A 9,725-nucleotide genomic window follows, 5' to 3' on the forward strand; every position below is an offset into this window, starting at 1 on the left:
GGGCAGCGATGAAGCGTTCGGTCGGTATCGCGTTGGTATTGATCCTGGCAGCACTTCCCGCCGCGGCCGCCTCGCCACGAGGTAAGGCGTCAGCCAAGAAAGCCGGTCCGGCACTGACGGCAGACAGTCAGCCCTGTTACAAGTGCCATTCGCAAAACACGCCGGTCATTGCGCAGCAGTGGGCGCAATCCAAACACGCAACCATCGGGGTCGGCTGCTACGAATGTCATCAGGCCGAAGCGGGCGATGCCGACGCGTTCACCCACTTCGGCCGCACGATCGCCACCATCGTCACTCCGAAGGATTGCGGCACGTGCCATGTGGCGGAGACCGAAGAGTTCACGCAAAGCCATCACGCCCAGGCCGCGCAGTTCATCGGCTCGCTCGACAATGTGCTCGGTGAAATGGCGGAAGGCTCGCTGGCCGCCGCCAACGGCTGCTGGCAGTGCCACGGCTCGACGGTGCGCCTGGTCACCGGCGCCGACGGCACCCCGGTGAAGGATGAAAGCGGCAAGCCGAAGATCGACCCGCTCACCTGGCCAAACACCGGCATCGGACGCGTCAACCTCGACGGCAGCCGCGGTTCCTGCTCGGCCTGCCACTCACGCCACATCTTCAGCCGCGCCGTGGCCCGGTACCCCGACACCTGCGGCAAGTGCCATATGGGGCCGGACCATCCGCAGATCGAAATCTTCAACGAGTCGAAGCACGGCATCGCCTTTCACGCGCGCCAGGCCGACATGCACCTCGACAGCGAGTCATGGATCGTGGGCAAGGATTACAGCGCCGCCCCGACCTGCTCGACCTGCCACATGAGCGCCACCAAATCGCTGGCCGTGACTCACGACGTGGGCGCGCGCATCAGCTGGACGCTGCGGCCGGTGATCTCCAAGAAACTGGAGCGCTGGGAAGAGCGCCGCGCCAACATGCAGGCCGTGTGCGGCAACTGCCACGGGCCGGATTTCGTCAAGGCCTTCTACACGCAGTTCGACAAGACCGTCGAGCTGTACAACGACAAGTTCGCCAAACCGGCACAGCAGATCATGGACGTCTTACGCGCCAAGCAGAAGATCACGCCCGACCCGTTTGACGACAAGATCGAGTGGACCTTCTACCTGCTCTGGCACCACGAAGGGCGGCGCGCCCGCATGGGCGTCTCCATGCAAGGGCCGGATTACACCCAGTGGCACGGCTTCTTCGAGGTCGCCCAGCGCTTCTACTTCGAGCTGATCCCGGAAGCGCAGGCACTGGCCGGCGACGATCCGGACGTCAAGAAGGTCATCGACGACATTCTGAACCAGCCCGAGCATGCCTGGCGCAAGGGCTTGGGTCCGGAGGACCGGCAGAAGATCCTGGACTTTTACAAGCAACGCTACGGCGAGTGAGAAGAGCCGCGGCATTGCCCAACCTCATTTACGCCGTCAAGGAAGCCGCGCGCCGTTACGAGCTGGAGGCAGGGTTGAGTTTCCCCTTGGACCCGAAGCGTCCCGAGTGGTACCAGAAGTTTCCCATGGGGTGAGGTTCTCCCCTTCCCTTGCCAATGTCCACGACGTGTTTCGTCACCGGCGCCGGCGGTTTTGTCGGGCGGGCCTTGGTCAACAGCCTCTTGGCACAGGGGAACCACGTCCGCGCCTTGGACGTGCGATTTTCCGGCGATTGGCCTGACGACGCCACCCGACTGCGGGGCGACATCCGTGACCGCTCGCTCCTGGAGCAGGGCTGTCGCGATGCCGAGTTCGTGTTCCATTGCGCCGCGCTGCTGCCGCAACGGCAGGCCGCCGCGGCGGTGATGCGGCTGACGAACGTCGAAGGCGCTGGACATCTCTTCAACGCGGCCCTTCGTGCCCGTGTTTCGCGTGTGGTGATGCTCTCGAGCACGGAGGTGTACGGCGTACCTGCCACGGTGCCGTGCCCGGAAGACGCGCCGCAACGTCCGCTGGGTGAGTACGGCCGCAACAAGGTCGAAGCCGAACAGCTCGCCAGAGACGCGAACGATCGTGGGTTACAGGTCGTGATCCTGCGCCCAACCACCGTGGTGGGCCCGACAATGACCGATCGCGTGCTGCTCACAACGCTGACGGCCTTGCACAAAGGGTGGCCCATCGTTGTGCCCGGCGGGCATGGGCGTTTTCAGATGGTGGCGCTCAGCGACCTGGTGGAGGCGTGCCTGGCCGCGAGCCGCGCGACCGGCGTTGCCGGTGAGGCATTCAACATCGGCGCCGATGCCGTTCCGTCGCAGCAGCAGGTGTTCCGCGAGCTCCGCACCCGCGTGAGCTCGTGGTCGCCGGTCATCCCCGTACCCAGATCGCTGCTGCGTGGGCTTTCCCGTCTCTTGCTGGCGCTCGGGCGGTCACCCCTCGAGCCGGAGCATATTCCAATCGCGCTGACCGATTACGTGTTCGACATTCGCAAAGCATGGGACCGGCTCGGCTGGCGTCCCGCCAAGGGCAACGTGGACGCGCTGGCGGACGCGTACCGGTGGCTGGCTGGCGGAGTCAGGCGGCGCGCCAAATAGGATCGTCCGACATCCACTCCCGCCGCCCGGACCCTCTCCCGGAGGGCGAGGAAGCCCACCTTACTCGCCGATGATCTTGATCAGCACGCGCTTGCTGCGGTTGCCGTCGAATTCGCCATAGAAGATCTGCTCCCACGGCCCGAAGTCGAGCGCGCCGTCGGTCACCGCCACCACCACCTCGCGTCCCATCACCTGGCGCTTGTGGTGCGCATCACCGTTGTCCTCGCCGGTGCGGTTGTGATGGTAGCGTTTCGGACTGGAATCGTACGGCGCCAGTTGCTCCAGCCAGCGAGCGAAGTCGTCATGCAGGCCTGGCTCGTCGTCGTTGATGAAGACGCTCGAGGTGATGTGCATGGAGTTCACCAGACACAGGCCTTCCTGAATGCCGCTCTCCACCAGCGCCTCCTGTACCCGCGGCGTGATGTTAATGAAGGCCATTCGCTTCTTCACATGGAGCGGAAGGACTTTCCTGAAGCTACGCATGCGGCAATAGTGGCGCGCTGGGAATCGACATGCAACCCGTGGACTTCGGCGCCCGCAAAACGCGTTGCAGTTGCGCTCAGGGCGATGATGAGCTTGGTGAACCGCTAAGCGTGCCACTCCGGAGCCCCTTCCACCTGCCGATTCCGCGCCGAAGAGGGTTTGAAGAGGGGTCTTTCGCTACCTTCGGAACCGTGACATTCTGAGTACTTACTCACGAAGGGAGGAGGAACATCTAATGACCTACGAAGCGAAGACACGGTTGAAACCCGCCGGGCTTGCCGGCATCTCCGAGGAACAAATCGCGCAACACTGGCGTCTCTACGAGGGCTACGTCACTCAGGTCAACGCGCTCCGCAAGGAGCTCGAAACACTCGCCAAAGATGGGAAAGGCGCGACACCGGCGTGCGCCGACCGCCGCCGCCGTCTCGGTTTCGAGTATAATGGCATGGTCTTGCACGAGTACTACTTCGGGAATCTCAAGGCCAAGGTTTCCGAACCCGGCGCCACCGGCGCGCTCAAGAAGGCCCTCACGGACCAATTCGGCACCTTCGATGCCTTCAAAGACGATTTCGTCAACACCGGTGCCAGCCGCTCCATCGGCTGGGCGATCCTGTACCTGGATCCTGCCACCGGGATCTTGAACAATCATTTCGTGCAGCTGCACGAAGAGGGCAACATCGCGGGCTTCGTACCCATCCTCGTCATGGACGTGTGGGAACACGCTTACATGGTCGACTACGGCGCCGGGGGCCGGGCGCAGTACATCAAGGCGTTTTTCAGCAACGTGAACTGGCCTGTCGTGGAAAAGCGATTCGTCGAAGCAACGGAAAAGAAGATCCCCGCACGATTCTGAAGTGCCGCTACCGGCGCGACCGGTCAGCCGGTCGCGCCGTGCTTCAATGACTACTCAAGACTCCGGACCAGTCAGCCGCCCCCTCATTTCGCGTACTGGATGTTGGCCGAGACCAAGGTGTTGGTGACCGCCTGGTTGATGGCGCCAAAGGCGCTGGCCAGTCCGTGACAGCGGCCGTTGCCCTGGCGGAGCCAGAGTTGTATCAATCGCCTCACCATGTTCGAACTCGACGAAACGCAGCGGATGCTGGAAAGCGCGATCCGGATGTGGTGCGAGGAGAATCTTGCGCCTGCAGTGCCGGCCTTGGAAGCGGGGGAGATGCTTCCTTATGAACTGATCCGACGCTTGGCGCGCGACCTCGCGATTTCCACGCCCCTGGTCATGATGGCAGAGCGGCGCAGTGCGAAGTTGCGCCGCGGCACAAGCGCAGGCAGCGGTGCCGCTGACGCCCAGGACAGCGCCGGCAGCGGCTTCGGTGGCGATCCGATGCTCACCAGCGTTCTCCTGAAGGAGATCTCTCGCATTTCACCGGGATTTGGCATGGCGTTCATCGCCACCCTCGGCTGCGCCATGACCATCCTCTCACGCGGCTCGGCGGAGCTGATCGAGCACTATGCTCTGCCCCTCTTCCGCTTCGAGAAGTTCGGCGCCTGGGGGCTCACCGAGCCGGGCGCCGGCAGCGACGCCTTCGGCGGCATGCGGACCACCGCAGTACCCGACGGTGATGATTTCGTCCTGAACGGCCAGAAAACATTCATCAGCAACGCACCATTCGCCGACGTGTTCGCCATTTACGCGCGCATCGACACCGGAGAAACGCCGAGACCAATACGGCCGATCGTGGTTGCCCGAGGAACAGCGGGGCTCGAGACCGGCAAGCCGATGCGCAAGATGGGCATGCATGATTCGCCGACCGGGGAAATCTTCCTGAACGATTGCCGCGTACCGCGGCGGAATCTGATCGGCGAGATCGGGACACACCCCGGCGCACGCGGCGGTGCGGCATTGGAGACGCTGAATCTCGAGCGCACGGTGATGCCCGCCATGTGTCTCGGCATCATCGAACGCTGTGTGGAAGAATCGGTGCGGTACGCCAAGACACGCGAGCAGTTCGGGCGCCCCATCGGGGAATTCCAGGCGATTGCCTTCAAGCTGGCGCGCATGGAGCTGGCACTCGAGAACGCCCGCAACCTGGTGTTCAAGCTCGCCTGGGCCCAGGGCAGCGGCAAGCTGGATGCGCGGCTGGCGTCGGTGGCGAAGCTCTACTGCGCCGAAGAAGCGGTGCGTGTCTCCCTCGATGCGATCCAGATCCACGGCGGCGCCGGCTACACGGCCGAGCTGCCGCTGGAGAAGCTCATGCGCGACGCCAAGATGTTCGAAATTGGCGGCGGCACCAACGAGATGCAGCTGCAGACCATCGCGCGGGCGCTGCTGGCGTGATTGCTCATACACCCCTCGGACGCCCTTCAAGCGGCGACCCTCCCCGGCGACGAGGGACAATGCGCTTCAGCGGCACACGGCACGGCAACCGCGAACCACCGTACTTGGATTTCAGTCGTACTGCTTGATGACGTTGCTGGCGATCACCAACCGCTGGATCTCGCTCGTCCCCTCGTAGATCTCGGTGATACGAGCATCACGGTAATGGCGCTCCGCCGGAAATTCGCTCACGTAGCCGTTGCCGCCCAAGATCTGAATGGCTTGGTGGGTCACAAACGTTGCCGTTTCAGAGGCAGCCAACTTGGCCATCGCCGCCTCGGTGGTGAACCGTGTTCCCTGATCCTTCAATTGCGCCGCGCGCCAGGTCAGCAGACGCGCCGAATCGATGCGCAACGCCATATCGGCGATCTTGAACTGAATCGCCTGCAGGTTCGCGATCGGCGCGCCGAAGGCTTGGCGCTGTTTGGCATACGCCACCGCCTCCTCCAACGCCGCCTGCGCAATGCCGACCGCCTGCGCCGCGATTCCGATACGTCCGCCGTCGAGGGTGGTCATGGCGATCTTGAAGCCCTCGCCCTCTTGCCCGAGAAGGTTCTCCCGCGGGATGCGGCAATCTTCGAAAATCAAGTTGCACGTGGACGACGCCCGGATGCCGAGCTTCTCTTCCTTCTTTCCCAGCGACAGTCCTTCGGTCGGCATGGGCACCAGGAAGGCGCTGATACCCTTGTGCTTCTTGGCGCGGTCGGTGGTGGCAAACACAACGGCCGCACTGGCCTCGTAGCCATTGGTGATCCACGCCTTGGTGCCGTTGAGCACCCAGTAGTCGCCCTGGCGCTGGGCCGTGGTCTTGGCAGCGCCAGCGTCGGAACCGTTGCCCGGCTCGCTCAAAGCGAAACAGCCGAGCTGTTGGCCGGCGGCGAAAGGCCTGAGGAACGTCTTCTTTTGCACCGGCGTGGCGAACTTCAACACCGGATCGCAGTAGAGCGAATTGTTCGCACTCATGATCACGCCGGTGGAGGCGCAGCCGCGGCTGATCTCTTCCATGGCGATGGCGTACGCCAGGCAATCAAGGCCCGCCCCGCCCTCCTCCTCGGGGATCGCCACCCCCATCAGTCCCAGCTCCGCCAGGTGCTCGACCTGCTCCGCCGGATAACGGTGCTCGCGATCCAGCGCGGCAGCGATCGGTACCAACTCCCTGTCGGAGAATTCGCGGCAGGTCTTGCGCAGCATCTCATGCGTCTCAGACAGCGCAAACATAACGTGTCATCCTCTCTTTCGGTCTCAGCAAGCCAACGGATCACCGGTTTACAAACGGCACTCAGACTTTCAGCATCTGTCCAGAGCCGTCATACTTGTAGAAGCCACGCCCCGTCTTCCGTCCAAGGTAGCCGGCGTCGACATACTTCCTCAGCAACGGGCAGGGCCGGTACTTGTCGTCGCCGAGCACGTCCTGCATCACCTCCATGATGGCCAAGCAGGTATCGAGTCCGATGAGGTCGGCGAGCTCGAGCGGCCCCATCGGCTGATTGGTGCCGAGCTTCATGGCGGTATCGACATCCTCCACACTGCCCACGCCTTCATAGACAACGTACACCGCCTCGTTGATCATCGGCAACAAGACGCGGTTGACGACGAAGCCCGGCGAGTCCTCGGCCACCATGGTGGCCTTGCCCATGCGCTCCGCCAGCGACTTGACGCATTCGTAGGTCTCCGGCGCGGTGGCCAGGCCGCGAACGATCTCGACGAGACGCATCACGGGGGGCGGGTTCATGAAGTGCATGCCGATGACTTTGTCGGGCCGGCCGCTGGCGCTCCCCAGTCGGGTGATCGAAATCGAGGAGGTGTTCGACGCCAGAATCACTTCCGGACTGCTGGTGGCGTGTAGGCGCTTGAACAGCTCGATCTTCAACCGCTCATTCTCCGTGGCTGCCTCGAGAATGAAGTCGGCATCCGCCAACGCCTCGAAGCTGGGCGTCGCATGGATGTGGGACAGGATCTTGTCGCCTTCCTCGCGCGTGAGTTTCCCGCGCGCAACGACACGGTCCATGGCACTGGCCAGGCCCGACAGGCCGCGGGCAATTGCCGCCTCTGAAATGTCGTGCAGCAAGACGTCAAATCCCGCCTGCGCGGCCACCTGGGCGATGCCGCTTCCCATCTGCCCTGCCCCGACGATTCCGATCGTGTGAACGTTCATGCCTCCTCCGCAGTCTCGAAGGTTCGTATCCAACTTCACGCCCCGGATGGCAAGCCCAAGCCTCGCATGGCGATGATGTTGCGCAGAATGTTCGAGGTGCCGCCCTGGATGGTGTACGCCGGCGCAAAGAGCAGCCCGCGCCCCACCCGTCCACCGAGGAGAGCGCCCGGTGACCCCGGCAGCAACTGACTATGCGGTCCGACCAGCTCACCCGCCAACGCCGCGATGTGCTGTTCGACATCGGTGCAGTACGTCTTCGCCAGCGCCGCTGCGGTGCTGGGCACCGTCCCGCTGCTCAACAGCCACGCCACCCGATAGACGTGCCAGCGGCCGATCTCGACCTCGATCCGCACCCGCGCCAAGCGGTCACGCCAGACCGGGTCGTTGGTGAACCCTTGTGCGCGTGCATAGGCGGTGACGTCGCGCAGGAGCAGCCAGTTGCTCAACAGCCGCTCGATGCCGCTACGCTCATAGTCGAGCTGTGAGGCGATCTGGTACCAGCCGCGGTTCTTCTCGCCGATCAGATAGCGGCGAGGGAGGCGTACGTTCTCGAAAAAGAGTTCGTTGAAGTGGTGCTCGCCGGCCATGTCCACGATCGGCCGCACGGTGATCCCCGGCGTGCGCATGTCGACGAGGAACTCGCTGATGCCCTTGTGCTTCGGCGCCTGCGGATCGGTGCGCGCCACCAGGTAGCAATAGTCGGCCTGGTGCGCGAAGCTGGTCCAGATCTTGTGCCCGTCGATGACGTAAGACTCACCGTCCTCGACCGCGCGCGTGCGCAGCGCGGCCAGGTCCGAGCCGGCGTTGGGCTCGCTCATGCCCAGGCAGAAAACGAGTTCGCCCCGCGTGATGCGCGGCAGGAACTCCTGACGCTGCTCCTCGGTACCGTAGGCCAACAGCGCCGGCCCGATCTGCCGATCGCCCGCCCAGTGCGCGGCCACCGGCGCACCGGCGCGCAGCAACTCCTCGGTCACGACCAGCCGTTCGAGATACGAACCCTCCTGCCCGCCATAGCGTTTGGGCCACGTGTACCCGACCCAGCCACGGGCGCCGAGCGCCGCCGAGAACTCCTTGGAGAAACCCACCATCCACGTGTCGTCGAACTCGCGCCCGGCATCCGCCGGCAGTGTCTGGCGCAAGAACTCGCGCACCGCCGCGCGTAAGCTGCGTTGCTTGTCCGTTAGTGCGAATTCCATGCGAGCATCCCTTGCGTGCCGTGGGGGTTGAGTTCGGACATGCAGCCGACGAGTTGCTTATCAAGACCGGCGACTATGGGAAAGCCCGGCGACGCCCCACAGCAAGTCGCGCAGCCCGGAGACGCGCTCGACGCGACGGGCGATGGCTTGCTCTATCACTTCCTTCGTAGCGTGGATGGTCACTCTGTGGCGGGCGCGGGTGACGGCGGTGTAGAGGAGTTCGCGCGACAACACCGGCGAGAGGCGCGGCGGCAGTATCACTGCCACCTGGTCGAACTCCGATCCCTGGCTCTTATGGATGCTCATGGCGTAGACGGTTTCGTGCGGCGGCAGCCGTGAGGGGGAGAGAAAGCGCGGCTCGCCGTCGGCACCGAGGAAGAACGCCGCCCTTTGAGACGAGGCAGCGGCGGGATCGCCGGTGATCAAACCGACGTCGCCGTTGAACAGCTTGAGCTGGTAGTCGTTGCGCGTGACGATGATCGGGCGGCCGCTGTAGTATTGCCCTTCCGGACGGATCAGACCGGCGCCCGCGAGGGCCTCCTCGATTTGCTGGTTCACCACCTCGACACCACCCGGGCCGCGGCGGTGAGCACAGAGCACACGGAAACGCTCCAGTGCTTGCAGCTGCTCTGCCGCCGTCTGCTGGCTGAGGAAGGGCTGGAACCCCTGTAGCACGGCCTGGCGCAATGCGTCACTCAAGCCCGCATCTTCCGCCGGCTCGACCAGCGCGACGTCCGCGTAGTCACCCGATTCGAGAACGGCAAGCGCCTCCGCGCTGTCTCCCGCGTTGATGGCGCGCGCCAGTGCGCCGATGCCGCTCTCTGGACCGTAGCGATAGCTGTGCGTCAGCTGCACGATGCAATCCCAGATCCCGGTGGCGCGCGGTGCGTCCGCATGGAGTGGGAGACGATCGCCGGTGAGCCGGCCGATATCCTCCACCAACGCACGCGAATACGTGCGCGGCACGCCGGTGTTGCAGATGTCGCCGAGCACCGCGCCGGCCTCGACCGATGCCAGCTGGTCCTGGTCACCAAGCAGGATCAG

Annotated in this window: 10 protein-coding genes; 4 read left to right on the forward strand and 6 right to left on the reverse strand. The window is 64.1% G+C overall.

Going from position 1 to position 9,725, the window contains the following annotated elements; genetic code table 11:
- Positions 1-1,385 (forward strand): multiheme c-type cytochrome (locus tag VF515_11750; GenBank protein HEX7408308.1); only part of this gene is annotated, 1,385 nt, incomplete at its 5' end.
- A gap of 155 nt (positions 1,386-1,540) precedes the next feature.
- Positions 1,541-2,515, forward strand: a complete 975-nt coding sequence (locus VF515_11755) for an NAD(P)-dependent oxidoreductase (protein HEX7408309.1) — start codon at positions 1,541-1,543, stop codon at positions 2,513-2,515.
- A gap of 60 nt (positions 2,516-2,575) precedes the next feature.
- On the opposite strand, the gene VF515_11760 is transcribed toward VF515_11755, so the two are convergent.
- Positions 2,576-2,998, reverse strand: a complete 423-nt coding sequence (locus VF515_11760) for a secondary thiamine-phosphate synthase enzyme YjbQ (GenBank protein HEX7408310.1) — start codon at positions 2,996-2,998, stop codon at positions 2,576-2,578.
- A 235-nt stretch (positions 2,999-3,233) separates the two neighbouring features.
- Here VF515_11760 and VF515_11765 point away from each other — a divergent pair, with 235 nt between their 5' ends.
- The gene (locus VF515_11765) at positions 3,234-3,851 is read left to right on the forward strand and encodes a superoxide dismutase (GenBank protein ID HEX7408311.1); all 618 of its coding nucleotides are present in this window, start codon (positions 3,234-3,236) and stop codon (positions 3,849-3,851) included.
- An 83-nt stretch (positions 3,852-3,934) separates the two neighbouring features.
- On the opposite strand, the gene VF515_11770 is transcribed toward VF515_11765, so the two are convergent.
- Positions 3,935-4,069: a hypothetical protein gene (locus VF515_11770; GenBank protein ID HEX7408312.1), complete on the reverse strand. Its 135-nt coding sequence runs from the start codon at positions 4,067-4,069 to the stop codon at positions 3,935-3,937.
- Here VF515_11770 and VF515_11775 point away from each other — a divergent pair.
- Positions 4,068-5,291 carry an acyl-CoA dehydrogenase family protein gene (locus VF515_11775; protein HEX7408313.1) on the forward strand — a complete coding sequence of 408 codons (1,224 nt, stop codon included), beginning with the start codon at positions 4,068-4,070 and terminating at the stop codon, positions 5,289-5,291. The genes VF515_11770 and VF515_11775 overlap by 2 nt on opposite strands.
- Before the next feature lie 111 nt (positions 5,292-5,402).
- Here the strand turns inward: VF515_11775 and VF515_11780 are convergent, their stop codons facing one another.
- From VF515_11780 to VF515_11795, 4 genes are all read right to left on the reverse strand, one after another.
- Positions 5,403-6,548, reverse strand: coding sequence for an acyl-CoA dehydrogenase (locus VF515_11780; protein HEX7408314.1), 1,146 nt, complete (start codon positions 6,546-6,548; stop codon positions 5,403-5,405).
- A 61-nt stretch (positions 6,549-6,609) separates the two neighbouring features.
- Positions 6,610-7,485 (reverse strand): 3-hydroxybutyryl-CoA dehydrogenase, encoded by an 876-nt coding sequence (locus tag VF515_11785; protein ID HEX7408315.1) that lies wholly within the window; start codon positions 7,483-7,485, stop codon positions 6,610-6,612.
- 35 nt (positions 7,486-7,520) lie between these two features.
- Complete coding sequence (locus VF515_11790) at positions 7,521-8,681, reverse strand: acyl-CoA dehydrogenase family protein (GenBank protein HEX7408316.1); 1,161 nt, start codon at positions 8,679-8,681, stop codon at positions 7,521-7,523.
- Between the two features lie 60 nt (positions 8,682-8,741).
- Positions 8,742-9,725, reverse strand: a 984-nt coding sequence (locus tag VF515_11795) for an ATP-binding domain-containing protein (protein ID HEX7408317.1), incomplete at its 5' end; no start/stop codon positions are given.

It is taken from the genome of Candidatus Binatia bacterium, assembly GCA_036382395.1.
Classification (GTDB): domain Bacteria; phylum Desulfobacterota; class Binatia; order HRBIN30; family HRBIN30; genus JAGDMS01.

Excerpts from the sequence above, each read along its gene's own strand:
- VF515_11755 (HEX7408309.1), top strand. The coding sequence starts at position 1,541 with ATGTCCACGACGTGTTTCGTCACCGGCGCCGGCGGTTTTGTCGGGCGG.
- VF515_11760 (HEX7408310.1), bottom strand. The coding sequence starts at position 2,998 with ATGCGTAGCTTCAGGAAAGTCCTTCCGCTCCATGTGAAGAAGCGAATG.
- VF515_11765 (HEX7408311.1), top strand. The coding sequence starts at position 3,234 with ATGACCTACGAAGCGAAGACACGGTTGAAACCCGCCGGGCTTGCCGGC.
- VF515_11775 (HEX7408313.1), top strand. The coding sequence starts at position 4,068 with ATGTTCGAACTCGACGAAACGCAGCGGATGCTGGAAAGCGCGATCCGG.
- VF515_11770 (HEX7408312.1), bottom strand. The coding sequence starts at position 4,069 with ATGGTGAGGCGATTGATACAACTCTGGCTCCGCCAGGGCAACGGCCGC.
- VF515_11780 (HEX7408314.1), bottom strand. The coding sequence starts at position 6,548 with ATGTTTGCGCTGTCTGAGACGCATGAGATGCTGCGCAAGACCTGCCGC.
- VF515_11785 (HEX7408315.1), bottom strand. The coding sequence starts at position 7,485 with ATGAACGTTCACACGATCGGAATCGTCGGGGCAGGGCAGATGGGAAGC.
- VF515_11790 (HEX7408316.1), bottom strand. The coding sequence starts at position 8,681 with ATGGAATTCGCACTAACGGACAAGCAACGCAGCTTACGCGCGGCGGTG.